Here is a 26,243-nt window from a genome sequence, read left to right on the forward strand (position 1 = left end):
GCTAGCTTGAGCAGCTGACCTCCAGCCGCTTGCCCCAGTCGGGCGGGCGGCTGACGTAGTCATCATCCCGGTCGGCAAACGGCGTGCGCAACGCCAGATGCAGCCGGTGTAACTCGTCGTACTCACCCTGCTCTGCCTGCTCAATCGCCCGCTGCGCCAGCCAGTTGCGTAATACCATCGCGGGGTTCGCTGCGTTCATCTGCGCCTGACGGGTAGCGTCGTCTACCTGCTCCTGCTGCAGCCGCGTGCGGTACTGTGCAAACCAGTCGTCAAACGCCTGACGGTCAATAAACTCGTCGCGCAGCGGCGAGGCGGCGCTGTGCTGCTCCGTCTGGCCCAGCATTCGGAAGGTGCGGGTGTAATCGCTTCCCTCACGCGCCATCAGGGCAAACAGGCCGTTGAGGATGTCGTTGTCGCCCTTCTCCTGGGTCATCAGCCCCAGCTTGTTACGCATCAGCGTGCCGTATTCCCGCAGCAAAAGGTCCTGATAGCTGTCGAGCGCATCGTTCAGGGCATCAACGTCGATAAACGGCGATAAGGTTTGTGCAAGCCGCTGGAGGTTCCACAGCCCAACCGCCGGCTGATTATCAAAGCTGTAACGCCCCTGATAGTCGGAATGGTTGCAGATATACCCCGGCTGATAATCGTCCAGGAAACCAAACGGACCGTAATCAAAGGTCAGGCCGAGAATCGACATGTTGTCCGTATTCATGACCCCGTGAGCAAAGCCTACCGTTTGCCAGCGCGCAATCATCGTGGCGGTACGGGCAACCACGTCCCGGAACCAGAGAACGTATTTATCCGCCTCATCCTGCAGATGCGCCCAGTGGTGGCGAATGGCGAAGTCCGCGAGCTGGCGAACCTTGTCCGGCTCGCGGCGATAGTAAAAGTGCTCAAAATGACCAAAGCGGAGATGGCTTTGCGCTATGCGCATCAGCATCGCCCCCTTTTCCACCGTTTCGCGCGTCACCGCCGTGTCGCTGGTGACGATCGACAGCGCGCGGGTGGTGGGAATCCCCAGCGCATGCATCGCTTCGGATGCCAGACTTTCGCGTATCGTTGACCGCAATACCGCGCGCCCGTCGCCCATTCGTGAGTAAGGGGTAAGACCTGCGCCTTTCAGATGCCAGTCAACCGTCTCCCCGTTGGGAAGCCGTTGTTCGCCGAGCAGGATCCCCCTGCCGTCACCCAGCTGCCCCGCCCAGACGCCAAACTGGTGTCCGCTATAGACCTGAGCCAGAGGCTGCATACCGGGGAGAAGCGTTTCACCTCCCCAGACGCCAGCACTGCCTGAACGCTGAAACAGATCGGGCGGAATGGCCAGCTCATCGGCCAGCCGATCGTTATGCCAGATAAGACGTGAATTATGTAACAGTGTTGGTTTGAGTGCGGTGTAAAAGCCAGGCAACTCGTCATGCCAGTGAGCAGTAAAAGACAGGGTCATAAGTCCTCCTGCCTTTAGTGTAGAGGGTTTACCCGGACTTAAACACGGGCGAAAGGCAGGGTTATCGCTGCTGAACGAGCGTCGTGACGTGCTCCGCCGAGACGGCTGGCCAGAGCGCACCCTGCATGGCACCAAAATTGAAGGACAGAACGCGCTGCAGCAAACCGTGGTCGTCAATGCCGGAGACGATCACCGACTGGCAGTGCGGCGTTATTTGCCAGAGGATCGCGCGCATAAAAGGCTCAAAAGAAAGCTCAGAAGCACGCTGCTGGATGAATCCTTTATCAAGAATAACCCGTTTAAATAATCCATCATAGACGGCCTTGAGCGATGCAGCACCAGCACCAAAGTTTGCCAGCACCAGCGGAAAATGGATCGCCATTCTTGCCAGCTGCAGATCGTCCTTTCCGTTATTTAAACCTGGATAGTTCTCATTAACAGTAAACTCAAGAAACGGATAACGCTCAAGAATTGAAACAGCATTCCCATTACTTAATAAAAACTCAACAATTGCTGGTGTAATATTGATCCATGCAATTAACTGATGCTGAATAAAAAACAGTTTACAGGTATCAAGCAATTGCAGTTTTTCGTTAAACAGCGCTAACTCCTCTGCCGCTGAAAGCCGAGGGATAACGAGCTCAGTGGGGATCCTCACATCGGTGCCGACGCCAGTAAAGTTAACCAGTATTTCTAAACCTTTTAGCTCACCTGCGCTATTACGGGCAGGCAGAAGCATCAGTTCAGACTGGTAAGCATTATCTAGCGTAATAATCATTGCACTCGCCCCGCATTAAAGATGAGAGAGGACATCCTGGAGCAATTGCTGACACAATTCCACTGTCTTGATTTTAATAAGTTTAATTTCATTAGTTCCGTATTAATTTTCAGATTTATCCCTGAATCTAAAATAATCTTATCCTGGTTACTGAATAATAGCCAGTTTTAGATAAAACAGACACATAAGGATGTTGCTAATTTAGGTAAATTTAACTTTAATCAGCTTATTTGAGAAAAACGGCATGGTTTAATAGTTACCATGCCGACATAAGAAACGTGTTCGGGCAGTCTAAATACGTCGCGCCTGCCAGAAATTTTTACGCCAGTACACGTTATCGAGAGAAGAGCGCATCACGCCGCGGCTGGTAGAGGCATGAATAAACTGATTGTCTGTATCATATATTCCAACATGCAGGCCGCTTTCTCCCGATCCGGTTTTGAAAAAGACCAGGTCACCGGGAAGGAGATCGTCTTTATCAATTTCAGTGCCTATTTCCGCCTGCTTGCGCGTGTCTCGCGGAAGCTGTAAATCAAACTTGTCACGAAACGTCATCAGGACAAAGCCAGAGCAGTCCACCCCACCGCGGCTCATGCCGCCGTAGCGATAAGGCGTGCCGCGCCAGTTGCTCAGCTGATCGTTAAGGCTGGCAATAACGGTGATAGAATCCGATAGCCGCGGATTAGGCGGCGGTGCACGATGGCTGCTGCATCCCGCAAGAAAGAGTGCCGCCACAAAGAGAAACCAGAATCGCATTTTCAGACGAATCCTCTGCTTTTATTGTTCTTTTGGTAATTTAGCGTGCAATTGTGTTCACAGGCAAGAAACGGTTACTCCTGCCCGGTAGAAATCAGCATCTTATGTCCCTCTATATCCAGCCTGCGGAACGACATGTTGTAGGCGCGGGCAAGATTTGGCGGCGTAAGGACCCTATCCCGCGTACCGCTGGCGATCATCCTGCCGCGCGACAGGAGCCACACGCGATGGGCGTGACGTAACGTATGGTTAAGATCGTGGCTGCTCATCACTACGGCGATACCTTTTCTGCTCAGAGCGCTTAGCAGGCTATCCAGCGCCGCCTGCTGGGCAACATCCAGACCGCTCATCGGTTCATCCAGCAGCAGCATCCTCCCGTGAGGATTGCCCGCGGGATGGATCTGCAGAATGACCGCCGCCAGACGCACCCGCTGCCATTCCCCCCCGGAAAGCTGGCTGGCATGCCGGGACAGTTTATCTTCCAGCCCTAACGCTGCAGCCACTTCCTCCAGCAGTGCCGTATGCTGTTTGTCGTGCAGATGCAGCATCAGATAATGCCAGACCGGCATCGCAAAAGGCGGTACCTGCTGCTGCACCAGGTAGCTGCGCCGGTGGGCCAGCGAGGCGGGTGACCAGTCGACCAAAGCATGTTCCAGCAGCGTAATCTGCCCTGGCCCGGTGGTCAGCCCCGCCATCCGCGCCAGCAGCGTACTTTTACCCGCGCCGTTTGGCCCGACGAGATGCAGGATTTCACCCGAATTGATGTCGCAGGTTACCGGCTCCAGACGCCCCTTCTCGGCGACGTCCGTGAGCTGCATCAGCAGCGACATTATTTCGCCAGCGCCAGCTTAATAGATTCCATGACGATCGGGTCCTCAGGCGTCATATCCGGCGAAAAACGCTGAACGACCTGGCCGTCACGACCAATCAGGAATTTTTCGAAGTTCCACAGAATATCGTCCGGATAGAGCGGCGCGCGGCCTTTGCTGGCCATGCGCTCGTAAAAACCGCTCTCTTCCGGCGCAACGGCCTTCGGCGCGGCGGCAATCAGTTTCGCATACAGCGGATGGCGCTCTTCACCGTTGACGTCAATTTTGCTGAACATCGGGAACGTCACGCCATAAGTGGTGCTGCAGAAGGTTTTGATCTCTTCTTCGCTGCCCGGCTCCTGGCCCAGGAACTGGTTGCACGGGAAGCCCAGCACGGTAAAACCGTCTTTCTCCCAGGCCTTCTGAATATTCTCCAGCTGCTCGTACTGCGGCGTCAGGCCGCATTTCGATGCCACGTTGACGATGAGCAACACCTTGCCTTTGTAGCTTTCCAGCGTGGTGTTATCCCCATCAATGGTGGTCACTTCGGTATTCAGGATATCTGACTGCATAGCATTTCCTCAGGTTGTCGATTTAACGTCCAGCTTTTAATAGTAGCCAGATAAAGACTGGCGCGCCCAGCGTTGCGGTTACCACGCCAACAGGCAATTCTGCGGCCGTCAGGGCGAGACGGGCGATGATGTCGGCCACCAGCAGCGTGGCAGCCCCGGCAACCGCCGAGGCCGGAAGCAAGGTTCGATGATCCGTGAAGCCGCAAAGACGCAGCATGTGCGGAATGACCAGCCCAATAAAGCCAATCGCCCCCGCCAGGGCCACGCTCACGCCTACCAGCCAGCCAATGGCAATGACCAGTACGTTACGCCAGAAACCAATCGGCATGCCGAGCTGGCGGGCAGAGATTTCCCCCAGCGCGAGCCGATTCAGCGGCTGGGCCTGCAGCGCAGCCCCCGCGATGACCGGTACCAGCAGCGCCATTAGCCAGCCCTGGTGCCAGTCAACGCCGCCAAAGCCGCCCATCATCCAGTACATGAGCTGACGCAGGTCAAAGGAGGTCGAGAAGTAGACCGCCCAGGTCATCAGCGCGCTACAGATGATCCCCAGCGCGACGCCGGCAAGCAGCAGCCGGCTGGTCGACAGGTGACGTCTGGCGAAGCGAAGAAGAATGACTGTGATCAGCAGTGCGCCGAGAATGGCGCTCAGGCTAATGCTCCAGCCGGAGAGTCCTCCCCCGCCCAGCATCACCGCCGCAATCAGCCCGACGCCTGCACCGTTCGACACCCCCAGCAGGCCGGGCTCCGCCAGCGGGTTTTCGAACAGCGCCTGCATAATGGTGCCAGACAGCGCCAGCGCGGCGCCGACCAGGATCACCGCGACGGTGCGCGGCAGGCGAATTTGCCAGACGAAGAGCTGCCCGTCAGGCCCCAGCCAGCTTTCAGGCCCGATCCAGCTGTCGCCTGCGCAGAGGCTAATACCCGCGGCAAGAATAAGCAGCAGCACCAGCAGAAGCAGGCGACGCCGATCGGAACGGTGCTGGCGATGAGCATAATCAAGCATGTGTACGGTTTGTTAGCGAGTGATGTAATTGATTTTACGGCGTGTTTGCCGGAGAGCGCAAAGAAAAAAGGCCGCGTGGGCGGCCTTTTTGGTTAGTTCATATTACTCTGCTTTAGGCGTTGCGTTTTCGACGCGGCTCTTTAACTTCTGGCCGGGTCTGAAGGTCACCACGCGGCGGGCTGTAATGGGAATATCTTCCCCCGTCTTCGGGTTACGGCCCGGACGTTGGTTTTTGTCTCGCAAATCAAAATTGCCAAAACCGGAGAGTTTTACCTGCTCACCATTTTCCAGAGCACGACGGATCTCTTCGAAAAACAGCTCTACCAGCTCTTTGGCATCCCGTTTGCTAAGCCCAAGCTTATCAAACAGATATTCTGACATTTCAGCTTTTGTAAGCGCCATAGGTTCAATCCCTCAATGATGCCTGGAATCGCTCTTTTAATGCCTCTACACATTTGGCGACGGTAGCGGCAATCTCCTCTTCTTCGAGTGTACGGCTGGTATCCTGAAGGATAAGGCTGATAGCGAGGCTCTTGAAACCTTCTGCTACGCCCTTGCCGCGGTACACGTCAAATAAGTTTACGCCAACTACCTGATTTACGCCAACTTTCTTACATTCGGCCAAAATATCTGCTGCGGGCACGTTTTCAGCGACCACAACCGCGATATCACGGCGGTTCGCCGGGAAGCGGGAGACGTCCTGCGCCTGAGGAATGACGCGGTCTGCAACCGGGCTCCACTCCAGCTCGAACACGATGGTACGGCCGTTCAGGTCCAGCTTACGCTCCAGCTCCGGGTGGACAACGCCAATGAAACCAACGCGTTTGCCGTCTAAATAAATCGCCGCGCTCTGGCCCGGATGAAGCGCAGGAATCGCTTCCGCGCGGAACTCAATTTCAGATAATTTACCGGTCAGATCCAGAATCGCTTCCAGATCGCCCTTCATATCGTAGAAATCAACCGTACCTTTTGCCAGGTCCCAGTGCTCTTCGTAGCGGTTACCGCTGATGGCACCAGCCAGCATGAGATCCTGACGGATGCCTAAATTTGCCTGATTATCCGGCACAAAGCGCAAACCGCTTTCGAAAATGCGCACGCGGTTTTGCTGGCGGTTCTGGTTGTAAACGATAGTCCCCAGCAGGCCCGTCCACAGGGACAGACGCATCGCGGACATTTCGCTGGAGATTGGGCTTGGCAGGATCAGCGCTTCCTGACCCGGGTGGATCAGCTGCTGCAGCTTAGGATCAACGAAGCTGTAAGTGATCACTTCCTGGTAGCCTTTGTCGTTCAGCATGGTTTTCACACGCTTCAGGGACAGGTCGGCTTCACGGTGGGTGCCCATCACCAGACCCGCCTGCACAGGCTCGTCAGGGATGTTGTTGTAGCCGTAAACACGGGCCACTTCTTCCACCAAATCTTCTTCAATTTCCATGTCGAAACGCCATGACGGCGCAACGGCCTGCCACTCGTCCTGACCTTCGGTCACTTCGCAGCCCAGGCGCGTCAGGATGTCGGTCACCTGCGCGTCGGCAACGTGGTGACCAATCAGGCGATCCAGCTTGCTGCGGCGCAGGGTAATGGTCGCACGCTTCGGCAGAGTCGCTTCGTTGGTGACGTCAATAACCGGGCCCGCTTCGCCGCCGCAGATGTCGATCAGCAGGCGGGTTGCACGCTCCATCGCTTTGTACTGCAGCGCCGGATCAACGCCGCGCTCGTAGCGGTGAGACGCATCGGTGTGCAGGCCGTGACGGCGCGCGCGGCCGGTGATGGAGAGCGGGCTGAAGAACGCACATTCCAGCAGGACGTTTTGCGTTTCGTCGTTGACGCCAGAGTGTTCGCCACCAAAGATACCGCCCATCGCCAGCGCTTTGCTGTGGTCAGCTATCACCAGGGTGTCGGCGTTCAGTTTGGCTTCTGTGCCGTCCAGCAGCACCAGGGTTTCCCCCTCTTTCGCCATGCGCACAACGATGCCGCCGTCGATACGATCTTTATCGAACGCGTGCATCGGCTGGCCCAGCTCCAGCAGAACGTAGTTAGTGACGTCAACCACGGCGTCGATTGAGCGGATACCGCAGCGGCGCAGTTTCTCTTTCATCCAAAGCGGGGTTGGCGCTTTAACGTTAATGCCTTTTACCACGCGACCGAGGTAGCGCGGGCAGGCATCAGCAGCGTCAACCTGAATCGGCAGCACGTCACTGATGGTCGCTTCAACCGGCACAATCTCCGGCGCGTTGAGCTCGGTCTGGTTCAGTACGGCAACGTCGCGCGCCACGCCGATGATACCTAAGCAGTCGGCACGGTTTGGCGTGACGCTGATTTCGATAGTATTGTCATCAAGCTTCAGGTATTCACGGATATCGGTGCCCACTGGCGCATCCAGCGGCAGCTCGATGATGCCGTTGTGGTCGTCGGAAATACCCAGCTCGGAGAAAGAGCACAGCATGCCTTCAGACGGCTCACCGCGCAGCTTGGCCGCTTTGATTTTGAAATCACCCGGCAGTACGGCACCGACGGTCGCCACGGCCACCTTCAGGCCCTGACGGCAGTTTGGCGCACCGCAGACGATGTCCAGCAGACGGTCGCCGCCTACGTTCACTTTTGTCACGCGCAGTTTGTCAGCGTTAGGGTGCTGGCCGCACTCGACTACTTCACCCACCACGACGCCGTTGAAGGCACCGGAAACCGGCTCAACGCCGTCAACTTCCAGGCCCGCCATGGTTATCTGGTTGGAAAGCGCTTCGCTGTCCAGCGTGGTGTTAACCCATTCGCGTAACCACAGTTCACTGAATTTCATTGTTCTGTCCTGCCCTTATTTAAACTGTTTGAGGAAACGCAGATCGTTTTCGAAGAATGCACGTAAGTCGGTCACGCCGTAGCGCAGCATGGTCAAACGCTCCATGCCCATGCCGAAGGCAAAGCCGGAGTATACTTCCGGATCGATACCCACGTTGCGCAGCACGTTTGGATGCACCATGCCGCAGCCCAGCACTTCCAGCCATTTGCCGTTTTTACCCATCACGTCAACTTCCGCAGACGGTTCGGTGAACGGGAAGTAGGACGGACGGAAACGAACCTGCAAATCTTCCTCAAAGAAGTTGTTCAGGAAATCGTGCAGCGTGCCCTTCAGGTTGGTGAAGCTAATGTTTTTATCAACAATCAGACCTTCCATCTGGTGGAACATTGGGGTGTGGGTCTGATCGTAGTCGTTACGATACACGCGGCCCGGCGCGATGATGCGGATTGGTGGTTCCTGATCCTTCATGGTACGGATCTGAACGCCAGAGGTCTGGGTACGCAGCAGACGCGTCGCGTCAAACCAGAAAGTGTCGTGGTCAGCGCGTGCCGGATGATGGCCAGGAATGTTCAGGGCGTCGAAGTTGTGGTAATCATCTTCGATTTCCGGGCCAGTCGCCACGGTAAAGCCGAGCTCACCGAAGAAACTTTCAATACGATCGATAGTACGGGTAACCGGATGCAGACCACCGTTTTCAATACGGCGACCCGGCAGAGAAACGTCGATGGTTTCTGCCGCAAGACGCGCGTTTAGTACCGCGCTCTCCAGCTCGGCCTTACGCGCGTTCAGCGCCTGCTGAACCTGCTCTTTGGCTTCGTTAATCACCGCACCCGCTGCCGGGCGTTCTTCTGGCGGCAGTTCACGCAGGGTTGTCATTTGAAGGGTCAGGTGCCCTTTCTTCCCAAGATATTCGACGCGGACATTGTCTAACGCGGCAACATCTGAGGCCTGATTAATGGCGGCTGTTGCACTGGCAACCAGCTCTGCGAGATGTGACATGATTTTCCTCATTATGTCGGTGCAGACACCGATTTGGTGGAGTTATTCTCTCAAATTCAGGCACAAAAAAAGCCTCCATCGGGAGGCTTATCTGGCGCTGTTTTTCGTTTCATCTTTCACGCGCTAGCCTCCTGGAGTCAGGTGCTAAAGTAAAAGAAGAAGCGGAAAATAGCAGCATTCATGCTTGCGTTACCTTGTTGGGTAAAAACCGGTAAGACCTTATTGAAAAGCCTGCACGGATAAATGTCAATCTTCTGATGGTGTTAAATGAAAAGAGGGAGCCAGGCCCCCTCTCTCAACTGGCTTATGCCAGTGCTGCTTTCGCTTTTTCGACCAGAGCGGTGAACGCTACTTTGTCGAATACTGCGATGTCAGCCAGGATCTTACGGTCGATTTCAACAGAGGCTTTTTTCAGGCCGTTGATGAATTTGCTGTAAGAAATACCGTTCTGACGTGCTGCTGCGTTGATACGCGCAATCCACAGTTGACGGAACTGACGCTTACGCTGACGACGGTCACGGTAAGCGTACTGACCTGCTTTGATAACAGCCTGGAAGGCAACGCGGTATACGCGTGAACGCGCACCGTAGTAGCCTTTAGCTTGTTTCAAAATTTTCTTGTGACGTGCACGTGCAATTACACCACGTTTTACGCGAGCCATATGTGCTCTCCTGTATCTATATTCTTAGTAAAAAATTAAACGTTAACGGCTTATGCGTACGGCAGGCACGCGATAACCAGACCCAGATCGCCTTTAGAAACAAGGCCTTTTGGACGCAGGTGACGTTTACGCTTAGTAGATTTTTTGGTCAGAATATGACGCAGGTTTGCGTGCTTACGCTTAAATCCACCACCACCGGTTTTTTTGAAGCGCTTAGCAGCACCGCGTACGGTCTTAATTTTTGGCATCTTAATAACTTCCACTTCGCATTGTTAAATAAACGAAACATAGGCGAACAAAACCTATGAAACCCGAAGGCTCCACAGATTTTGCTGCTTGAAGGCCTTACTGTTTCTTCTTAGGAGCGAGCACCATGATCATCTGGCGGCCTTCGATCTTCGTAGGGAAGGATTCGACTACTGCCAGTTCACTCAGATCGTCACGGACGCGGTTAAGCACTTCCATACCAATCTGTTGGTGGGCCATCTCACGACCGCGGAAACGCAGCGTGATCTTGGCCTTATCGCCATCTTCCAGAAAGCGAATCAGGCTGCGGAGTTTTACCTGATAATCGCCATCGTCGGTACCAGGACGGAATTTGATTTCCTTAACCTGGATAACTTTTTGCTTCTTCTTCTGTTCCTTAGAAGACTTACTCTTTTCATAAAGGAACTTGCCGTAGTCCATGATACGACAAACTGGCGGTTCGGCGTTAGGGCTGATTTCAACTAAATCTACTCCAGCTTCTTCAGCCTTTTCGATCGCTTCTCTCAGACTCACAATCCCCAGCTGCTCGCCTTCCAGACCTGTTAAGCGAACTTCCTGGGCGCGAATCTCGCCATTGATACGATTCGGACGTGCCGTTTGAACTCGTTTTCCGCCTTTAATACCTTATTCCTCCAGTTGTTGAAGACTGCGGCTGCGAATCTCTTGTTGCAGCTTCTCAATCACTTCACTTACGTCCAGGCTGCCCAGGTCTTTACCACGGCGGGTGCGAACGGCAACTTTGCCTGCTTCCACCTCTTTATCACCACAGACCAACATATACGGGACACGACGTAAAGTGTGCTCGCGGATTTTAAAGCCAATCTTCTCATTTCTCAAGTCTGCTTTTACGCGAATGCCCGCATTTTGTAGTTTCTGCGTCAATTCTTTAACGTAATCTGCCTGAGAATCGGTAATGTTCATCACCACGACCTGCACTGGCGCAAGCCAGGTTGGGAAGAAGCCCGCGAACTCTTCGGTCAGGATGCCGATGAAGCGCTCCAGAGAACCGAGAATAGCACGGTGAATCATGACCGGTACCTGACGCTCGTTGTCTTCGCCAACATAAGAGGCGCTTAAACGCTGCGGCAGGGAGAAGTCCAGCTGTACAGTACCGCACTGCCATGCGCGATCGAGGCAGTCATACAGGGTAAATTCAATTTTCGGACCGTAGAATGCGCCTTCGCCCAGCTGGTATTCGAACGGAATACCGTTCTCTTCCAGCGCTACGGCGAGATCCGCTTCTGCGCGATCCCAGGTCTCATCGCTACCGATACGTTTTTCCGGACGCGTTGAGAGTTTGACCACGATCTTCTCGAAGCCAAAGGTGCTGTACATATCGTAGACCATACGAATACAGGCGTTAACTTCATCACGGACCTGATCTTCAGTACAGAAGATATGCGCATCATCCTGCGTAAAGCCACGCACGCGCATCAGACCGTGCAGCGCACCTGATGGCTCGTTACGGTGGCAGCTACCGAACTCCGCCATACGCAGCGGCAGGTCGCGGTAGGATTTCAGACCCTGGTTGAAGATTTGAACGTGGCCCGGGCAGTTCATTGGCTTGATGCAGTATTCACGGTTCTCGGACGAGGTGGTGAACATCGCATCTTTGTAGTTGTCCCAGTGGCCGGTTTTTTCCCACAGCACACGGTCCATCATGAACGGGCCTTTCACTTCCTGATACTGGTACTCTTTCAGCTTGGAACGTACGAACGTTTCCAGTTCACGGAAGATAGTCCAGCCATCGTTATGCCAGAACACCATACCCGGCGCTTCTTCCTGCATGTGGTACAGGTCAAGCTGCTTACCGATTTTACGGTGGTCACGCTTCGCGGCCTCTTCCAGGCGCTGCAGGTACGCGTTCAGGGCTTTCTTATCCGCCCACGCGGTACCATAGATACGCTGCAACATCTTGTTGTTGCTGTCACCACGCCAGTAGGCGCCGGCGATCTTCATCAGTTTGAAATGATGACAGAAGCGCATGTTCGGCACGTGCGGTCCACGGCACATGTCGACGTATTCTTCGTGATGGTACAAGCCAGGCTTGTCATCATGAGCAATGTTTTCATCGAGAATAGAGACTTTATAGCTCTCGCCACGCTTGACGAAGGTTTCACGCGCTTCGTGCCAGCTGACTTTCTTCTTGATGACGTCATAGTTGGTCTCGGCGAGCTCGTGCATACGTTTTTCGAGCGCGTCGATATCTTCCTGGGTCAGGGTGTGGTCAAGATCAACGTCGTAGTAGAAACCGTTGTCGATAACCGGACCGATCGCCATTTTGGTGTTTGGCCACAGCTGCTTGATAGCATGACCCAACAGGTGTGCGCAGGAGTGACGAATGATCTCCAGACCTTCTTCGTCTTTCGCGGTGATGATTGCAAGCGTCGCATCGTTTTCAATCAGATCGGACGCATCAACCAGCTCACCGTTCACACGGCCGGCGATGGTCGCTTTCGCGAGGCCAGGACCGATGTCCAGGGCGACATCCATAGGGCTAACAGCGTGGTCGAAATGGCGTTGGCTGCCATCAGGAAGAGTAATTACAGGCATTTTATATCCTTATTTGCAGTGATGCCCCACACATAAGAGCATATACAAAGAAAATAATCGTGATTTGACAATAGATTACGACACCATCTGACCAACAATCGTCAAATTGGTTCGTCATCATGCACCTGCCGAATTCAGATTAATGCGGATTTACGGCAAGCGACGTAATGTTAACACTATCAGCAAGGAGATTGCACCCTCTGCAGCCAGAATGATGGGCTGGCACGTAGCGTAAATTTGCAGATTGCATCTCTCCGGCGCTCGCATTTCAGACATGCTGGGCTACTCTTGAACATGCCTTTTATATCAACAGGTGCATACCATGAATGTATCCAGTAGAACGGTTGTGATTTTGAACATCCTTTCCGCAACAGGTTTAGTGTTGATCCTCGCCGAACGATTCCACTGGTTCTGAGCCGACCCCTTGTTGGCATAACTCGATCGCTCCCGGGAAGGCGCATCTTTTGGCCCCGTTTGATAGACTATGCGTATCAACGAACAAGGATTAGGTTATGCCAACAAAACGATTTGCCGTAAAACACTGGAAAATGGTGCTGGTGCTGGTTGCCATCTGCGGTGCAATGCTGTTATTTCGGTGGGCGGCAATGATTTGGGGCTAAGTACAAATAAAAATAAATGCCGTTGCGCGTGATGAGAATTTATTGGCGCGGGTTAACCATAATAATGAAAACGGGCCGACACTTTCATCGGCCCGCTATGATTACATTTTATAGCCCAGCGAAATCGTGGTTCTGCGATCGGTATGATCCGGTGCCGTTTCTGGCGGTGAAGAGTTCCAGGTCACGTTATAGGCCAATTTCAAACCGAAGTGTTCATTGATAGCCACATTCAAAGCGCTTTCGGAGTTCAGCGTCGTATCCTCGGCACCAAACACAGAAACACCCTGCGTAAATTTGGTGTTGTCGGTCATCTGCCAGGCATACGTGCCGGAAGCATAGCCCAGCGGCTGGGTTTCATTTTCGCCATTGGTGTACTCGTCATAGCGGACACCAGGACCGAATTCGAAACGGAGGCTGTGTACCGGACCATTCAGGAACTGACGACCATAACCGGCGGTGAACACATCGCGCTGGCGATAGCCGTTAAAGCGGTCGGTTAACCAACTTGCCTGACCAAAGATGTAGTCATAGTCGGTCATGTTGTAACGGCTACGTCCACCGACCGCGTATTTCTCGGATGAGCGTTCATCGTTAGCGGACGTGTTGCTGGCATTCCCCCACAGCGACCATGCAGTGGTATTGCCGTACCAGGTCAGGGTGCTGTCCGCCGTCAGAGAAGAGCTTTTCGTATTACCCGATTGCGCGAGATACCCGGCGTTCAGGTTACCTTCAAACGGTTTTTTGGCAGTGGAGGGATCGTCCATGACAGTAAAAACGGTGTCATCGGCGGCTGCATTCAGTGATGCAAAAACGCCACCCGCCAGCATCAGTGCTGCGGGTACTGTCTTCAAAAGCTTCATTTTATTTAAGGAGTCCGTACAACAAAAAAAGAGACCACCACGGTCTCGGAAACTTTCTTGAGGATCAATGACAAGGCGTCCAGAGAAAGGTAACAAATTATAAAAAGGCGCAAATAACATAGCAATATTTTCTTATTTCATTTTTTGAATAAGAACGATCTCAAAACGCGTTTTATTTTATATATCCCTCATCGCATTTATGTCAGCATTCATTTTTAAAATCATACTGTTATTTACATTGCCTTCCTGTCGATCGGTGCCAGGCTTAAAAGAACCCATGCTAAAAGGAGGTTATGATGGCTTCTATTTATACGCTGACGCTCTCCCCTTCCCTCGACTCCGCGACCATAACGCCGCAGATTTACCCGGAAGGTAAACTACGCTGTAGCGCACCCGTATTTGAGCCGGGCGGCGGCGGGATTAACGTTGCGCGCGCGATTACCCACCTCGGCGGTAAAGCGACTGCCATCTTTCCGGCCGGTGGTGCCACGGGGGAGCATCTTGTTGCCTTGCTGGCCGATGAACAGGTTGCCGTGGATACCGTTGACGCCAAAGACTGGACCCGGCAGAACCTGCATGTCCACGTTGAGTCCAGCGGGGAGCAGTATCGTTTCGTTATGCCAGGCGCCAGGCTGAGCGACGATGAGTTTCGTCAGCTGGAAGAGAAGGTGCTAACCATTGAAAGCGGCTCGCTGCTGGTCATCAGCGGTAGCCTGCCGCCAGGTGTCAAAACAGAAAAGCTGACAGCACTGGTTGATGCCGTACTTCAGCGCGGCATTCGCTGCATTGTCGACAGTTCAGGCGAAGCCCTGCAGGCGGCATTAGAACCCGGACAGCTTGAGCTCGTTAAGCCTAACCAGAAAGAGCTGAGTGCGCTTGTTAATCGCGAACTTAGCCAGCCGGATGACGTGCGTACTGCCGCAGAAGAACTGGTTCGCAGCGGCAAAGCGCACCGCGTTGTCGTCTCTCTCGGTCCTCAGGGTGCGCTGGCCGTCGACAAGACGGGCTTTGTGCAGGTTGTTCCGCCCCCAATGAAGAGCCAGAGCACCGTCGGCGCAGGCGACAGTATGGTCGGCGCGATGGCGCTGAAGCTGGCGCAGGGCGCATCACTTCTGGAGATGACGCGCTATGGCGTCGCGGCGGGGAGTGCCGCCACCATCAATCAGGGAACGCGCCTGTGTTCGCTTGCCGATACGCAGAAAATCGTCGATTACCTGTCACGAAGCTAACCGATATATCCCCCTCCTGGCGGAGGGGGATATCTGTGGAAGTCGCCAAATATGGCGTATCGACTATGCTAAAAAAACTTTCAGGATAACAACGAGGTGAATTATGAGCAGTGGTGATATCACCCGCTACGTCGTGACCATCAGCCTTCATGAAGCATCGCTGACCGAGCTTAACGAGCTCAACAATGCCTTTACACGGGCGAATTTCCTGCTCACGCTAACGGATGACGAAGGTCATATTCATGATTTAGGCACCCTGGCGTTTGGCCTGATCGCAGCCCTGAGTGAAGAAGAGGTGCATGCGCTGGCCGCCAGCCTGGTGGAAAGCGTGACCGACAAGCCTGCCGACATCACCGTGGAGACGTGGGAACGCTGGCAGAAAAAAGAACAATAAGTGCCCTGCATGAAATTAATCCGCTCAGGTGTGCGTTAGTTCGTATTTTTTTACCGCAGTTATGCGCTAACTTTATGATCTGGCAGACAACATGGGAGAGTCAACATGTGGCAGGCTATCAGTCATCTTTTACATGAGCAATTGGGTGAAGGTGAAATTGAACTGCGTAACGAGCTGCCGGGCGGGGAAATTCACGCCGCGTGGCATTTACGCTACGCAGGACGCGATCTGTTCGTTAAATGCGACGAGCGAGAGCTGCTCCCGATTTTTACCGCTGAAGCCGATCAGCTTGAACTGTTGTCCCGTAGTAAAACGGTGACGGTACCTGAGGTGCTGGCCGTGGGCAGTGACCGGGACTACAGCTTTCTGGTGATGGACTATCTCCCTGCCCGCCCGTTGGACGCCCATAATGCCTTTATTCTCGGGCAACAGTTAGCGCGCCTGCACCAGTGGAGCGACCAGCCCCAGTTTGGTCTCGACTTTGACAACGACCTTTCCACCACGCCGCAGCCCAATGCCTGGCAGCGCCGCTGGTCGACGTTCTTTGCCGAGCAGCGCATCGGATGGCAGCTTGAGCTGGCCGCAGAGAAAGGGCTGGAATTTGGCAACATTGATGCCATCGTCGAGCATGTGCAACAGCGCCTGGCCTCCCACCAGCCTCAGGCGTCTTTGCTGCACGGTGATTTATGGTCCGATAACTGCGCGCTGGGCCCCAACGGCCCGTATATCTTCGACCCGGCCTGCTACTGGGGCGACAGAGAGTGCGATTTGGCCATGTTGCCCCTGCATCCCGAACAACCGCCGCAAATATACGATGGCTATCAGTCTGTCTCCCCCCTGCCGCCGGACTTCCTTGAGCGCCAGCCCGTGTATCAGCTCTATACGCTGATGAACCGAGCCATTCTTTTTGGCGGGCAACATCTGGTCAACGCCCAGCGCGCGCTTGAACGCGTGCTTGCGGCTTAAAGACAAAACGGGTGGTCTTGCCGCCACCCTAATTCGTTACAGAAAACCGAGCAGTGAGAAGAAGAAATATCCCGCCACGATGATGATAACCGGCAGGATATAGAGCGGGAAAATTTGCAGGAAAATGGTGTGACGAGGCACCACAATGCGGGATTCAATCTGCTCCCGGCTCATTCCTTCAGGACCTTTCGCCTTCTCAAGGATAAGCTGATCTTCCACCCCTTCGCGTAAAAAACGGGTCTGGCGACTCATTCGTGCGCCCGATGCCTGCAGCGCCATCGCAATAAAAATCAGCGCATAGATAATCCAGAACCCAACATTCAGCTGCTGGTGAAAGTCCGGCGTTGGCGAGTTGAACCAGAAGACGTTCAGGAACGGGGTATTAAACCGCACCATCTCAATCATGACATGCGCAAAATCAAGCATTACCGCATTAATGCCCGGCTGTTTTTCGCTGTGATCGTACATAAACTTCAGCACGGAGATCAGCGTAGAAATGACGGCGGGAATAAAAATCACCCAGCCTGCAATACGTTTTAAGACAGCAATGCGTCCAGCTTGTTGATACGTCATCAGTTCCTCTTCATAAAGACGCGTGATTTGAGCCTAAGTCTACCTGCTGGACATCAATTTCGCCCGCTCTTTAAAAGCAATATGCTAAATTGCAGACTGTGCTTAGCACTTATCGTCTGTCGAACACCTGGATAAGGAGACGTTGTGATGTCGACACCGCGCCAGATACTTGCCGCTATTTTTGACATGGATGGATTACTGATTGATTCCGAGCCGTTGTGGGATCGCGCCGAGCTGGACGTGATGGCCAGCCTGGGCGTTGATATCAGTCGCCGTAATGAACTTCCCGACACGCTGGGCCTGCGTATTGATATGGTCGTTGACCTGTGGTACGCCCAACAGCCGTGGGTTGGGCCCGATCGCGACGAAGTCACCTCGCGTATTATCAGCCGCGCCATCGCGCTGGTGGAGGAGAACAAGCCGCTTTTACCGGGCGTACATGAGGCTGTCGCGCTGTGCAAATCTCAGGGGCTGAAGGTTGGCCTGGCTTCCGCTTCACCGCTGCATATGCTGGAAAAAGTGCTGATCATGTTTGAGCTGCGCGACAGTTTTGACGCCCTGGCGTCTGCGGAAAAACTGCCCTACAGCAAGCCGCATCCGCAAGTCTATATGGACTGCGCCGCGAAGCTGGGTCTTGATCCGCTTACCTGCGTCGCGCTAGAAGATTCAGTAAACGGCATGGTGGCCTCCAAAGCCGCGCGTATGCGCTCCATTGTGGTGCCCGATGAAGAAAACCGCCACGATCCACGGTATGCTCTTGCCGACGTTAAGCTGAATTCGCTGGCTGAACTGACGCTACAACACTTGCGCGGCGAATAGCGCCCCTCCTACAGGCAGCGTCATGCTGCCTGATAAAAACAAAACACAGTTTCATTTTGTTTGCTTTTCTCATCTCTGCCTCCTATCTTTAACGTCAACACGACGATAACCAGCTTCTGAGGCGCGTATGATACTGGACACCTTTACTCTTTCAGGCAAAGTAGCCCTCATCACCGGGTGCGATACCGGGCTGGGGCAAGGCATGGCTATTGCGCTGGCGCAGGCAGGTTGCGATATCGTTGGGGTAAATCGCAAAGCTCCAGAGAAAACGGCCAGCGCCGTCACCGCCCTGGGAAGACGTTTTGTGGCTATTCGGGCCGATCTGAGCCAGCAGGAAAATCTTCAGTACGTCGTGGACACCGCCGTGGCGGAGATGGGACGAATTGATATTCTGGTGAACAATGCCGGGACGATTCGCCGGGAGGAGGCTCTGACATTCAGCGAAAAAGACTGGGATGACGTTATGAACCTGAATCTCAAGTCGCTCTTTTTCCTCTCTCAGGCGGTCGCTAAGCGATTTATCACCCAGGGCCAGGGCGGCAAAATTATCAATATCGCCTCTATGCTCTCCTTTCAGGGCGGCATTCGCGTGCCGTCGTATACCGCCTCGAAAAGCGGCGTACTGGGGATCACGCGCCTGCTGGCAAATGAGTGGGCGCTACATGGCATCAACGTGAATGCCATCGCGCCGGGCTACATGGCGACGAACAACACGCAGCAGCTGCGCGATAACGAACAGCGTAACGCGGAGATCCTTGACCGCATCCCGGCGGGTCGGTGGGGAGTACCGGATGACCTTCAGGGGCCGGTCGTCTTTTTAGCCTCCCCCGCATCAGATTACGTGAATGGTCACACCTTAGCCGTCGACGGCGGCTGGCTGGCGCGCTGAGGCGCGTTTGTGACAAACAGTTACACCGTCACCTCTTTCGCCCACTGTATAAAAACCCTATACTGTATAAATTGACAGTTTCGTGGGTTTTATCATGACGGCGGAAGGCCACCTGCTTTTTTCAATTGCGTGCGCAGTATTTGCCAAAAACGCAGAACTTACTCCCGTGCTTGCACAGGGAGACTGGTGGCATATTGTCCCTTCCGCCGTTTTAACCTGTCTGCTGCCCGATATTGACCACCCCAAATCCTTCCTCGGACAGCGCCTGAAGTGGGTGTCGAAGCCCATCGCCCGCGCGTTCGGCCACCGCGGGTTTACCCATAGCCTGCTGGCCGTTTTTGGCCTGCTCACGCTTTTCTATTTAAAAGTCCCTGAAAGCTGGATAGTGCCGGGCGATGCCATTCAGGGCATGGTGCTGGGTTATTTAAGCCATATCCTCGCCGATATGCTGACGCCCGCGGGCGTGCCGTTGCTTTGGCCCTGCCGCTGGCGTTTCCGTTTTCCGATCCTTGCGCCGCAGAAAGGGAATCAGCTTGAACGCGTGCTGTGCATGGCGCTGTTCGCCTACGCCGTCTGGATGCCGCAAACCTTGCCCGAAAACAGTGCAGTGCGCTGGTCTTCCCAGATGATCAATTCGCTGCAATTTCAGTTCAATCGTTTTATTCATCACCAGATTGAACAGTAAACCAACAAAATCATTCCATTTGTCATAAACCATTCCATTTGGATATAAGCGCCACATCACACTTCTGCTAACCTTCCGCCAACAGGATCGGGAAAAACCGATCCCACATAATAAATCAGGAGAACGGGGATGAATTTTCCACTCATCGCGAACATAGTCGTGTTCGTCGTATTACTATTGCTTCTCGCGCAGGCGCGCCACAAACAGTGGAGCCTGGCGAAAAAAGTACTGGTCGGTCTGGTCATGGGTGTGGCGTTTGGTCTGGCCTTACACGCCGTCTACGGCTCCGATAGTCCGGTACTGAAAGAGTCCATTCAGTGGTTCAACATTGTCGGTAACGGCTACGTCCAACTGCTGCAGATGATCGTTATGCCGCTGGTGTTCGCCTCTATTCTGAGCGCCGTAGCCCGTCTGCACAACGCCACTCAGCTGGGTAAAATCAGCTTTCTGACCATTGGTACGCTGCTCTTTACCACGCTGATTGCCGCGCTGGTGGGGGTGCTGGTTACCAACCTGTTTGGCCTGACGGCCGAAGGTCTGGTTCAGGGTACCGCTGAAACGGCGCGTCTGACCGCAATTCAAACCAACTACGTGGGTAAAGTGGCTGATCTGACGGTTCCGCAGATGGTCCTCTCCTTCATTCCGAAGAACCCGTTTGCTGACCTGACCGGTGCAAGCCCAACCTCTATCATCAGCGTGGTGATCTTCGCGGCATTCCTGGGCGTGGCTGCGCTTAAGCTGCTGAAAGACGACGCGCCGAAAGGCGAACGCGTACTGACGGCGATTGATACCCTGCAAAGCTGGGTGATGAAGCTGGTCCGTCTGGTCATGCAGCTGACGCCATACGGCGTTCTGGCACTGATGACCAAAGTGGTAGCCGGCTCTAACCTGCAGGACATCATTAAGCTGGGCAGCTTCGTAGTCGCCTCTTATCTGGGCCTGGGCATTATGTTCGTGGTGCACGGTATCCTGCTGGGCGTGAACGGCGTCAGCCCGCTGAAATACTTCCGCAAAGTATGGCCGGTACTGACCTTTGCCTTCACCAGCCGTTCCAGCGCAGCGTCTATTCCGCTGAACGTTGAAGCGCAGACCCGTCGTCTGGGCGTGCCGGAATCTATCGCCAGCTTCTCTGCCTCCTTTGGTGCTACCATCGGTCAGAACGGCTGCGCGGGTCTCTACCCGGCGATGCTGGCGGTGATGGTTGCCCCAACCGTGGGTATCAACCCGCTGGATCCGGTCTGGATCGCCACGCTGGTCGGGATTGTTACCATCAGCTCCGCCGGCGTTGCAGGTGTCGGCGGCGGTGCAACCTTCGCCGCGCTGATTGTGCTGCCCGCGCTGGGCCTGCCCGTCACGCTGGTCGCCCTGCTGATCTCCGTTGAACCGCTGATCGACATGGGCCGTACCGCGCTTAACGTGAGTGGCTCCATGACTGCCGGTACGCTGACCAGCCAGTGGCTGAAGCAGACCGACAAAACCATTCTGGAAAGTGAAGACGACGCCGAGCTGGCGCACCGTTAATCTCGATAGAAATAAAAAAACCGCCTGATGGCGGTTTTTTTATGGCTGTTATTCTTCAACCTCTTCATCCTGGCGGATTTGCGTCGCCCATCGCTGGGCTGACTCCGGCACGGAAAACGCCGGCGACCGGCGGAAATGTTCCCCCATCAGGACAAAAGCCACATATTTACCGCGAAGCAGCCAGACATCACGAAAACCATCCACTTTCAATGCATGGTCAGGCGGCGCGGGCTCAACGCGGGGCACATAGCTAATAACCTGGCGGTTTTGTTGACGAAGAGGTTTCATAAGCGACGGATTCACTAAAGCAAATTCTTGAAGCAGGAAAATTCTATGATAGCCGATCCTGCTGCCTTACGTCGCGCTCCGAGTGGGTGAGATGGCTCCTTTCGTTAATAACGTCATGTGAAAAACGCTTAGTTAGCGAGCTATCTCACGACATTGTTCTATCCTTAATAGGGTTTTTAGCAATGGATAAAGGAGAAGCGTGCAATGTCGAACAAAGATAAATCACATCAATCACCGATTCATGGCACTGAAGAATCTCAACCGGGTATGGACTCTCTCGCCCCTGCTGACGGCTCTCACCGCCCCTCGCCGGGCCCATCAGCCCCTGGCGAACAACCAACCGCGCCGGGAAGCATGAAATCGCCGGACACCGGAAACGAGAAGCTGAAATCGCTTGAGCCACACCGTAAAGGCGGTGAAGGTTTTGCACTCACCACCAATCAGGGCGTGCGCATTGCTGACGATCAAAACTCCCTTCGCGCAGGCACGCGCGGACCGACCCTGCTGGAAGATTTCATCCTGCGGGAAAAAATTACCCATTTTGACCATGAGCGAATTCCGGAACGCATCGTTCACGCGCGCGGTTCTGCGGCGCACGGCTACTTCCAGCCCTATAAAAGCCTGAAAGCGATCACCAAAGCGGATTTCCTCTCCGACCCGGATAAAATCACGCCGGTCTTTGTGCGTTTCTCCACCGTGCAGGGTGGCGCAGGTTCGGCAGACACGGTGCGTGATATCCGCGGCTTTGCCACCAAGTTTTATACCGAAGAGGGTATTTTCGATCTGGTAGGCAATAACACCCCGGTGTTTTTCATTCAGGATGCGCATAAATTTCCTGACTTTGTCCATGCGGTAAAACCGGAGCCCCACTGGGCCATACCCCAGGGACAAAGTGCGCACGATACCTTCTGGGACTATGTCTCCCTGCAGCCTGAAACCTTACACAACGTGATGTGGGCGATGTCCGACCGTGGGATCCCGCGCAGCTATCGCACGATGGAAGGGTTCGGTATTCATACCTTCCGCATGATCAACGCGGAAGGAAAAGCCACGTTTGTGCGCTTCCACTGGAAGCCGGTAGCGGGCAAAGCCTCGCTGGTATGGGACGAGGCGCAGAAGCTCACCGGGCGCGATCCGGACTTCCATCGTCGCGAACTGTGGGAATCCATTGAAGCGGGTGACTTCCCGGAATATGAACTGGGCTTACAGCTGATCCCGGAAGAAGACGAGTTTAAGTTCGATTTCGACCTGCTTGACCCGACAAAACTCATCCCTGAGGAGCTGGTGCCCGTTCAGCTGGTGGGGAAAATGGTGCTTAACCGCAACCCGGATAATTTCTTTGCCGAAAACGAGCAGGCCGCGTTCCACCCGGGCCACATCGTCCCCGGACTGGATTTCACCAACGATCCGCTCTTACAGGGACGTCTGTTCTCGTATACCGATACGCAGATTAGCCGTCTTGGCGGGCCGAACTTCCACGAGATCCCGATTAACCGCCCAACCTGCCCGTACCATAACTTCCAGCGCGACGGGATGCACCGTCAGGATATTGATACCAACCCGGCAAACTATGAGCCGAACTCCATCAACGACAACTGGCCGCGAGAAACCCCGCCGGGGCCGAAACGCGGCGGATTCGAATCGTACCAGGAGCGTATCGACGGCAACAAAATTCGCGAGCGCAGCCCCTCGTTCGGTGAGTATTACGCCCACCCTCGCCTGTTCTGGAACAGCCAGACGCCGATTGAGCAACAGCACATCATCGGCGGCTTTAGCTTCGAACTGAGCAAAGTGGTGCGCACCTACATCCGCGAGCGCGTGGTCGATCAGCTGGCGCACATTGATATTCAGCTTGCCCAGAGCGTGGCGGATAACCTTGGTATCACACTAACGGACGAACAGCGTAACCTTGCGCCACCGAAAGAGGTTAACGGCGTGAAGAAAGATCCATCGCTGAGCCTGTATGCGGTGCCGGGTGGTTCAATTAAGGGCCGCGTAGTCGCCATCCTGCTGAACGACAAAACTCGCGCCAGCGACGTGCTGGGGATTATGCAGGCGCTAAAAACGCAGGGCGTACACGCCAAACTGCTCTATTCCCGCATGGGTGAAGTGACGGCTGATGACGGCTCCGTGCTGCCGGTCGCGGCGACCTTTGCCGGTGCGCCATCGCTGACCGTCGATGCGGTGATCGTGCCGTGCGGGGATATTGCCAGCCTGCTCAACAACGGTGATGCCATCTATTATCTGCTGGAAGCCTATAAGCACCTGAAGCCCATTGCGCTGTCCGGCGACGCACGGCAGTTTAAGGCGCAACTGAAGGTTGCCGAGCAGGGTGAGGACGGCATTGTCGAGGGAGATAGCGTTGACGATGCGTTTATGACGAAGCTGTTTGATTTGCTCGCCGCGCACCGCGTCTGGTCGCGCAGCAGTAAGATCGATCAGATTCCGGCGTAAAAACCATTCCCGGTTGTGCGGCCTGATGCCCTCACCCCGCCCCTCTCCCACGGGAGAGGGAGAAAACAATAAAAACGGTAACCCAGGTTACCGTTTTGCTTTTACCTCGCCACCCGGCACTTCTTACAGATCCCCAAACGTCCCCAACTGATACCCACGCTCGGCAATGGCGTATTTCAGCGACGGCGACGTCAGGACATCCAGCTCCGCCAGGCGCGGCCAGCAGTAGGCGCTCTTACGCACGGTGTTATCGACAAAGGCGGGATGCGCCATGACCTCCAGCGACCGTTCCCCCCGCGCGGCGGAATCATCCAGCACCTTGAGGAACAGCGCTTCGTCGATCTCGTCACCGTAAAAGGCACTGCTGAACCCCTCTGTTGTTGTCACGGCACAGTGCGGCACGCCCTGCACCTCACGATCCACGCGCATCGCCACGCCTTTGCGTTGGGCAAATGCCGCAACAATCGGGAAAATCGCCGGGATCATGTGCACATGATGGTGGCTGTCGATGTGCGACGGCGCCTTGCCAAAAAGATCAACAAAGCGGTTGTACTGGCAGTCCAGCTCACGGGCAATCTCTTCGAGCGGCAGAGCGTCCTGCTCCGCCAGTTCCCAAATCCATTTGCCCAGCAGACCGTCACGCGTCAGGCCCGGCATAGGCGAAAGCGGCATCCCGAGCGTCAGCACAAAATGCATGCCGACACCCAGCTCTGGCACCTCGCGGCTCAGCTGCGCCGCGTGTTCAACCGCTTCACCGTTCACCAGTGCCGTTGTAGAGGTCACTACCCCGCGGCGACAGGCTTCAATAATGCCGTAGTTCTGGCCTTTCGAAAGGCCAAAGTCATCAGCATTAACGATCAGCAGGTTTTCCATTGTGCGTCCTCTCAGTGTTGTTTGAACTTCAGCTTCTCAATCGTGGCGGCAAAGTTCGGCAACCATTTTTCATGCGCCAGGATCATCTCGCTGGCCAACTGCTCCGCATCGCGGTCGGAATGCACCAGCGGGCTGAGGTTCAGCGCCAGAAGCACGTCATTGAGTTCACCGCTTAGCGCCGCGTTGCTCGCTGCCACTTCAAAGCCTTTGATGGTGTGGATCAGGCCCATAACTTTGTCGTCGAAGTGGGTGATACGTGGATGCGGTTTAGCCCCCTCGCGCCCCAGAATGCAGGTCATCTCGACGGCCCAGTCCGCCGGGATATTGTCGATATGGCCGTGATGCGGCACGTTAACATAGTGCTCCGCCTGCTTGTCGTTGTAGATGGCGTTGATCACTTCACACGCTGCATCGGAGTAATAGGCCCCACCGCGCTGCTCAAGCGCTTTCGGTTTGACGTTCAGGTTCGGATCTTTATATAAATCGAACAGCTGCTTCTCAACTTTCTGAACGATTTGCGCACGCGCGCCGCCCTTATAGTACTCGCCCATTTCGATAGCCAGCATCTCTTTCTGCTTGAAGTAGTAAAGCAGGTATGAGCACGGCAGCAGATTCAGCGAGCGGATCAGCCCTTCGCTGAACGGCAGGTCAAAGATGTTTTTCACGGAGGCCGCGGTCAGGCGACCGGAAGCCACGCCGTCGAGCAGTTCGGCAAAGCGCGATTTACCGTTCACGATGACGTCTTTAATGAACACCATGTGGTTCAGGCCGAACAGATCGATTGAGAGATCGTCACTGTCGGTCAGCTCCAGCACGTCGCGGATAAACATCTTCATGCCGATCGGGATATTACAGACGCCGATAAAGCGTTTGAAATTGGTATGACGATAAACCGCCTCGGTCACCATTCCGGCCGGGTTAGTGAAGTTAATCACCCACGCGTTCGGGCAGATCTCTTGCACATCTTTGACGATGTCGAAAATCACCGGAATGGTACGCAGGCCTTTGAACAGGCCGCCCGCGCCGTTGGTCTCCTGCCCCAGGTAGCCGTGGCTCAGCGGAATACGCTCGTCCAGCTCGCGCGCTTTTAGCTGGCCGACGCGCAGCTGAGTGGTAACGAAATCCGCATCTTTCAGCGCCAGGCGACGATCGAGGGATTTATGCACGGTCATCGGCACGCCCGCTTTCTCAACCATGCGCTTGCACAGGTCGAAAATAATATCCAGCTTCTCCTGACCTCCCTCAACGTCCACCAGCCATAATTCGCTGACCGGTAATTCATGATAACGTTTCAGAAAACCTTCGAGTAATTCCGGGGTATAGCTGCTGCCGCCACCAATGGTTACGACTTTTAATTTCTTTTGCATAATATCTCCCTTAGCGTATCAGGTTAATCGCCTGCAAGGTATAGCGTACTCTTCCCGCTATTTGGGCAA

General features: G+C 54.6%; 29 protein-coding genes and 1 other annotated feature. Of the genes, 10 read left to right on the forward strand and 19 right to left on the reverse strand.

What is annotated here, in order from left to right; genetic code table 11:
* Nucleotide 1 precedes the first annotated feature (1 nt).
* The 14 genes from selO to thrS all read right to left on the reverse strand — a co-directional run bounded on the left by selO (nt 2) and on the right by thrS (nt 12,636).
* A complete protein-coding gene (gene selO, locus IM265_RS00165) occupies nt 2–1,444 on the reverse strand; it encodes a protein adenylyltransferase SelO (protein ID WP_193031184.1) in 1,443 nt (480 codons plus the stop codon).
* A gap of 61 nt (nt 1,445–1,505) precedes the next feature.
* Entirely contained in the window at nt 1,506–2,222 is a 717-nt protein-coding gene (locus IM265_RS00170) for an EAL domain-containing protein (protein ID WP_028012821.1), read from the reverse strand.
* A gap of 291 nt (nt 2,223–2,513) precedes the next feature.
* Nucleotides 2,514–2,978 (reverse strand): C40 family peptidase, encoded by a 465-nt coding sequence (locus IM265_RS00175; protein WP_028012820.1) that lies wholly within the window; start codon nt 2,976–2,978, stop codon nt 2,514–2,516.
* A gap of 74 nt (nt 2,979–3,052) precedes the next feature.
* A complete protein-coding gene (btuD, locus tag IM265_RS00180) occupies nt 3,053–3,808 on the reverse strand; it encodes a vitamin B12 ABC transporter ATP-binding protein BtuD (protein WP_047368358.1) in 756 nt (251 codons plus the stop codon).
* Entirely contained in the window at nt 3,808–4,359 is a 552-nt protein-coding gene (locus IM265_RS00185) for a glutathione peroxidase (protein WP_041910445.1), read from the reverse strand. The genes btuD and IM265_RS00185 overlap by 1 nt, the downstream gene beginning before the upstream one ends.
* Before the next feature lie 22 nt (nt 4,360–4,381).
* Nucleotides 4,382–5,362, reverse strand: a complete 981-nt coding sequence (gene btuC, locus IM265_RS00190; RefSeq protein ID WP_193031182.1) for a vitamin B12 ABC transporter permease BtuC — start codon at nt 5,360–5,362, stop codon at nt 4,382–4,384.
* 102 nt (nt 5,363–5,464) lie between these two features.
* On the reverse strand, nt 5,465–5,764 hold the full coding sequence (gene ihfA, locus IM265_RS00195; RefSeq protein WP_003857805.1) for an integration host factor subunit alpha: 300 nt from the start codon (nt 5,762–5,764) through the stop codon (nt 5,465–5,467).
* A 4-nt stretch (nt 5,765–5,768) separates the two neighbouring features.
* The gene (pheT, locus tag IM265_RS00200) at nt 5,769–8,156 is read right to left on the reverse strand and encodes a phenylalanine--tRNA ligase subunit beta (protein ID WP_059356917.1); all 2,388 of its coding nucleotides are present in this window, start codon (nt 8,154–8,156) and stop codon (nt 5,769–5,771) included.
* Nucleotides 8,157–8,171: 15 nt separating this feature from the next.
* Nucleotides 8,172–9,155, reverse strand: coding sequence for a phenylalanine--tRNA ligase subunit alpha (gene pheS, locus IM265_RS00205; RefSeq protein WP_010426091.1), 984 nt, complete (start codon nt 9,153–9,155; stop codon nt 8,172–8,174).
* A gap of 62 nt (nt 9,156–9,217) precedes the next feature.
* Nucleotides 9,218–9,342, reverse strand: a sequence feature (Phe leader region).
* On the reverse strand, nt 9,293–9,337 hold the full coding sequence (gene pheM, locus IM265_RS00210; RefSeq protein WP_001386830.1) for a pheST operon leader peptide PheM: 45 nt from the start codon (nt 9,335–9,337) through the stop codon (nt 9,293–9,295). Its footprint overlaps the feature before it by 45 nt.
* Nucleotides 9,343–9,459: 117 nt before the next feature.
* Nucleotides 9,460–9,816, reverse strand: a complete 357-nt coding sequence (gene rplT, locus IM265_RS00215) for a 50S ribosomal protein L20 (protein ID WP_000124850.1) — start codon at nt 9,814–9,816, stop codon at nt 9,460–9,462.
* 50 nt (nt 9,817–9,866) lie between these two features.
* Nucleotides 9,867–10,064 carry a 50S ribosomal protein L35 gene (gene rpmI / locus IM265_RS00220; protein ID WP_003030583.1) on the reverse strand — a complete coding sequence of 66 codons (198 nt, stop codon included), beginning with the start codon at nt 10,062–10,064 and terminating at the stop codon, nt 9,867–9,869.
* 97 nt (nt 10,065–10,161) lie between these two features.
* The gene (infC, locus tag IM265_RS00225; protein WP_023616141.1) at nt 10,162–10,704 is read right to left on the reverse strand and encodes a translation initiation factor IF-3; all 543 of its coding nucleotides are present in this window, start codon (nt 10,702–10,704) and stop codon (nt 10,162–10,164) included.
* Nucleotides 10,705–10,707: 3 nt separating this feature from the next.
* Nucleotides 10,708–12,636, reverse strand: coding sequence for a threonine--tRNA ligase (gene thrS, locus IM265_RS00230; RefSeq protein WP_028012814.1), 1,929 nt, complete (start codon nt 12,634–12,636; stop codon nt 10,708–10,710).
* A 322-nt stretch (nt 12,637–12,958) separates the two neighbouring features.
* On the opposite strand from thrS, the gene yncL reads away from it, so the two are divergent.
* On the forward strand, nt 12,959–13,051 hold the full coding sequence (gene yncL / locus IM265_RS00235) for a stress response membrane protein YncL (protein ID WP_071787459.1): 93 nt from the start codon (nt 12,959–12,961) through the stop codon (nt 13,049–13,051).
* Nucleotides 13,052–13,148: 97 nt separating this feature from the next.
* Nucleotides 13,149–13,256: a small membrane protein YniD gene (yniD, locus tag IM265_RS00240; protein ID WP_088205299.1), complete on the forward strand. Its 108-nt coding sequence runs from the start codon at nt 13,149–13,151 to the stop codon at nt 13,254–13,256.
* A 101-nt stretch (nt 13,257–13,357) separates the two neighbouring features.
* On the opposite strand, the gene IM265_RS00245 is transcribed toward yniD, so the two are convergent.
* Nucleotides 13,358–14,116 (reverse strand): YdiY family protein, encoded by a 759-nt coding sequence (locus IM265_RS00245; protein ID WP_028012813.1) that lies wholly within the window; start codon nt 14,114–14,116, stop codon nt 13,358–13,360.
* Nucleotides 14,117–14,412: 296 nt separating this feature from the next.
* Between IM265_RS00245 and pfkB the strand changes: the two genes are divergently transcribed.
* The 3 genes from pfkB to IM265_RS00260 all read left to right on the forward strand — a co-directional run bounded on the left by pfkB (nt 14,413) and on the right by IM265_RS00260 (nt 16,705).
* Nucleotides 14,413–15,345, forward strand: a complete 933-nt coding sequence (pfkB, locus tag IM265_RS00250; protein WP_041910452.1) for a 6-phosphofructokinase II — start codon at nt 14,413–14,415, stop codon at nt 15,343–15,345.
* A gap of 103 nt (nt 15,346–15,448) precedes the next feature.
* Entirely contained in the window at nt 15,449–15,739 is a 291-nt protein-coding gene (ghoS, locus tag IM265_RS00255; protein WP_028012811.1) for a type V toxin-antitoxin system endoribonuclease antitoxin GhoS, read from the forward strand.
* Nucleotides 15,740–15,844: 105 nt separating this feature from the next.
* Nucleotides 15,845–16,705 (forward strand): fructosamine kinase family protein, encoded by an 861-nt coding sequence (locus IM265_RS00260; RefSeq protein WP_041910453.1) that lies wholly within the window; start codon nt 15,845–15,847, stop codon nt 16,703–16,705.
* A gap of 36 nt (nt 16,706–16,741) precedes the next feature.
* Here IM265_RS00260 and IM265_RS00265 read toward each other — a convergent pair whose 3' ends face one another.
* A complete protein-coding gene (locus tag IM265_RS00265; protein ID WP_045261585.1) occupies nt 16,742–17,278 on the reverse strand; it encodes a YniB family protein in 537 nt (178 codons plus the stop codon).
* Between the two features lie 147 nt (nt 17,279–17,425).
* Between IM265_RS00265 and hxpB the strand changes: the two genes are divergently transcribed.
* The 4 genes from hxpB (at nt 17,426) to IM265_RS00285 (ending at nt 21,192) form a co-directional block, all read left to right on the forward strand.
* Entirely contained in the window at nt 17,426–18,097 is a 672-nt protein-coding gene (gene hxpB, locus IM265_RS00270) for a hexitol phosphatase HxpB (RefSeq protein ID WP_193031180.1), read from the forward strand.
* A 127-nt stretch (nt 18,098–18,224) separates the two neighbouring features.
* Nucleotides 18,225–18,986, forward strand: coding sequence for a 2-dehydro-3-deoxy-D-gluconate 5-dehydrogenase KduD (gene kduD, locus IM265_RS00275; protein ID WP_041910455.1), 762 nt, complete (start codon nt 18,225–18,227; stop codon nt 18,984–18,986).
* Between the two features lie 94 nt (nt 18,987–19,080).
* A complete protein-coding gene (locus tag IM265_RS00280) occupies nt 19,081–19,671 on the forward strand; it encodes a metal-dependent hydrolase (protein WP_032644865.1) in 591 nt (196 codons plus the stop codon).
* A 129-nt stretch (nt 19,672–19,800) separates the two neighbouring features.
* Complete coding sequence (locus tag IM265_RS00285; protein WP_049000720.1) at nt 19,801–21,192, forward strand: L-cystine transporter; 1,392 nt, start codon at nt 19,801–19,803, stop codon at nt 21,190–21,192.
* Nucleotides 21,193–21,240: 48 nt separating this feature from the next.
* Here the strand turns inward: IM265_RS00285 and cedA are convergent, their stop codons facing one another.
* Nucleotides 21,241–21,516: a cell division activator CedA gene (cedA, locus tag IM265_RS00290; protein ID WP_223239595.1), complete on the reverse strand. Its 276-nt coding sequence runs from the start codon at nt 21,514–21,516 to the stop codon at nt 21,241–21,243.
* A gap of 168 nt (nt 21,517–21,684) precedes the next feature.
* On the opposite strand from cedA, the gene katE reads away from it, so the two are divergent.
* Nucleotides 21,685–23,934 (forward strand): catalase HPII, encoded by a 2,250-nt coding sequence (gene katE, locus IM265_RS00295; RefSeq protein WP_069732413.1) that lies wholly within the window; start codon nt 21,685–21,687, stop codon nt 23,932–23,934.
* Between the two features lie 123 nt (nt 23,935–24,057).
* Here the strand turns inward: katE and chbG are convergent, their stop codons facing one another.
* Nucleotides 24,058–24,807: a chitin disaccharide deacetylase gene (chbG, locus tag IM265_RS00300; RefSeq protein ID WP_193031178.1), complete on the reverse strand. Its 750-nt coding sequence runs from the start codon at nt 24,805–24,807 to the stop codon at nt 24,058–24,060.
* 11 nt (nt 24,808–24,818) lie between these two features.
* A complete protein-coding gene (locus IM265_RS00305) occupies nt 24,819–26,174 on the reverse strand; it encodes a 6-phospho-beta-glucosidase (RefSeq protein WP_193031176.1) in 1,356 nt (451 codons plus the stop codon).
* Nucleotides 26,175–26,243 lie beyond the last annotated feature (69 nt).

Source organism: Enterobacter cloacae complex sp. P17RS, from assembly GCF_014895885.1.
Taxonomy (GTDB): Bacteria; Pseudomonadota; Gammaproteobacteria; order Enterobacterales; family Enterobacteriaceae; genus Enterobacter; species Enterobacter bugandensis.

What these genes read in the sequence shown, in the direction of transcription:
- thrS (WP_028012814.1), bottom strand. Translation starts at nt 12,636, where the DNA reads ATGCCTGTAATTACTCTTCCTGATGGCAGCCAACGCCATTTCGACCAC.
- IM265_RS00170 (WP_028012821.1), bottom strand. Translation starts at nt 2,222, where the DNA reads ATGATTATTACGCTAGATAATGCTTACCAGTCTGAACTGATGCTTCTG.
- ihfA (WP_003857805.1), bottom strand. Translation starts at nt 5,764, where the DNA reads ATGGCGCTTACAAAAGCTGAAATGTCAGAATATCTGTTTGATAAGCTT.
- kduD (WP_041910455.1), top strand. Translation starts at nt 18,225, where the DNA reads ATGATACTGGACACCTTTACTCTTTCAGGCAAAGTAGCCCTCATCACC.
- pfkB (WP_041910452.1), top strand. Translation starts at nt 14,413, where the DNA reads ATGGCTTCTATTTATACGCTGACGCTCTCCCCTTCCCTCGACTCCGCG.
- hxpB (WP_193031180.1), top strand. Translation starts at nt 17,426, where the DNA reads ATGTCGACACCGCGCCAGATACTTGCCGCTATTTTTGACATGGATGGA.
- IM265_RS00305 (WP_193031176.1), bottom strand. Translation starts at nt 26,174, where the DNA reads ATGCAAAAGAAATTAAAAGTCGTAACCATTGGTGGCGGCAGCAGCTAT.
- IM265_RS00185 (WP_041910445.1), bottom strand. Translation starts at nt 4,359, where the DNA reads ATGCAGTCAGATATCCTGAATACCGAAGTGACCACCATTGATGGGGAT.
- selO (WP_193031184.1), bottom strand. Translation starts at nt 1,444, where the DNA reads ATGACCCTGTCTTTTACTGCTCACTGGCATGACGAGTTGCCTGGCTTT.
- IM265_RS00285 (WP_049000720.1), top strand. Translation starts at nt 19,801, where the DNA reads ATGAATTTTCCACTCATCGCGAACATAGTCGTGTTCGTCGTATTACTA.
- rpmI (WP_003030583.1), bottom strand. Translation starts at nt 10,064, where the DNA reads ATGCCAAAAATTAAGACCGTACGCGGTGCTGCTAAGCGCTTCAAAAAA.
- IM265_RS00260 (WP_041910453.1), top strand. Translation starts at nt 15,845, where the DNA reads ATGTGGCAGGCTATCAGTCATCTTTTACATGAGCAATTGGGTGAAGGT.
- IM265_RS00280 (WP_032644865.1), top strand. Translation starts at nt 19,081, where the DNA reads ATGACGGCGGAAGGCCACCTGCTTTTTTCAATTGCGTGCGCAGTATTT.
- IM265_RS00245 (WP_028012813.1), bottom strand. Translation starts at nt 14,116, where the DNA reads ATGAAGCTTTTGAAGACAGTACCCGCAGCACTGATGCTGGCGGGTGGC.
- btuC (WP_193031182.1), bottom strand. Translation starts at nt 5,362, where the DNA reads ATGCTTGATTATGCTCATCGCCAGCACCGTTCCGATCGGCGTCGCCTG.
- ghoS (WP_028012811.1), top strand. Translation starts at nt 15,449, where the DNA reads ATGAGCAGTGGTGATATCACCCGCTACGTCGTGACCATCAGCCTTCAT.
- IM265_RS00175 (WP_028012820.1), bottom strand. Translation starts at nt 2,978, where the DNA reads ATGCGATTCTGGTTTCTCTTTGTGGCGGCACTCTTTCTTGCGGGATGC.
- IM265_RS00265 (WP_045261585.1), bottom strand. Translation starts at nt 17,278, where the DNA reads ATGACGTATCAACAAGCTGGACGCATTGCTGTCTTAAAACGTATTGCA.
- yniD (WP_088205299.1), top strand. Translation starts at nt 13,149, where the DNA reads ATGCCAACAAAACGATTTGCCGTAAAACACTGGAAAATGGTGCTGGTG.
- chbG (WP_193031178.1), bottom strand. Translation starts at nt 24,807, where the DNA reads ATGGAAAACCTGCTGATCGTTAATGCTGATGACTTTGGCCTTTCGAAA.
- katE (WP_069732413.1), top strand. Translation starts at nt 21,685, where the DNA reads ATGTCGAACAAAGATAAATCACATCAATCACCGATTCATGGCACTGAA.
- rplT (WP_000124850.1), bottom strand. Translation starts at nt 9,816, where the DNA reads ATGGCTCGCGTAAAACGTGGTGTAATTGCACGTGCACGTCACAAGAAA.
- pheT (WP_059356917.1), bottom strand. Translation starts at nt 8,156, where the DNA reads ATGAAATTCAGTGAACTGTGGTTACGCGAATGGGTTAACACCACGCTG.
- yncL (WP_071787459.1), top strand. Translation starts at nt 12,959, where the DNA reads ATGAATGTATCCAGTAGAACGGTTGTGATTTTGAACATCCTTTCCGCA.
- btuD (WP_047368358.1), bottom strand. Translation starts at nt 3,808, where the DNA reads ATGTCGCTGCTGATGCAGCTCACGGACGTCGCCGAGAAGGGGCGTCTG.
- pheS (WP_010426091.1), bottom strand. Translation starts at nt 9,155, where the DNA reads ATGTCACATCTCGCAGAGCTGGTTGCCAGTGCAACAGCCGCCATTAAT.